1 pseudogene is annotated in these 695 nt (G+C 60.6%); it reads right to left on the reverse strand.

The features are described 5' to 3' along the window. Nucleotides 1-298: pseudogene (locus GIW02_RS27015) on the reverse strand (ribonucleotide-diphosphate reductase subunit beta); the annotation flags it as partial. Between the last annotated feature and the right edge of the window lie 397 nt (nt 299-695).

Below are 695 nucleotides of genomic sequence, written 5' to 3' on the forward strand. Positions count from 1 at the left end.
GCACGAGTTGGTTGAGGTCGGCGCGGCAGTTGATCATGCGCTTTTCGTCAACGGCGACGCGGGCGGCGGAGCCTTCGAGTTCGGCGAGGCCTTCGGCGACGTCGAGTTTGTCGAGGGCGGCCTTGGCGCGCACGATGGCGGCGGAGTCACTGGCGGTGACGGCGCGGGCTTCGATGGCGGCGGCAGCGCCGGCACCGTCGAGGCGGTCCATGTTGGCTTCAGTGGCGTGGCCGGCGTTGGCGCCTTTAGCGGCTACTTCGCCTTCTTCTTCTTTGTCGAACTCGTCCCAGCTCAGCATGACGTGTCGTCTCCTGCGTGAGGGCTCAAAGGTGCCCGTGTGAAACCGGATGGTTGGGTGTTCACACGGCCCTGAGGCCGCGGTGGATCTAAGGAATCGTTTGTTGCAGCAGCTAGCGCAGGCATTAAACGGAATTGGGTAACGGGTGCTCTGCGTGAGGCTTGAGGGGCGGAGCGGTAGGTGCTTGCTCCAGCGGGGGCCTCAGGTCTGGCTCTTCATCCCAGTGTAAAGGGATATTGCAGGCCCGATTTACCCGCGCATTATAGGGAAAAATTCGGCTTTGTGTTGCGGCGGATGGTCTCGGATCAGAGACAAAAAGCCTGCTATTTACGCCAGAGTGAGGGTTTACAGGGGTTTGATGGGGTAGGAAATTTTTGACGGGCGGTGGGCTATTTAT

The sequence above is a fragment of the Pseudomonas syringae genome, assembly GCF_021606685.1.
Lineage (GTDB): Bacteria > Pseudomonadota > Gammaproteobacteria > Pseudomonadales > Pseudomonadaceae > Aquipseudomonas > Aquipseudomonas syringae_R.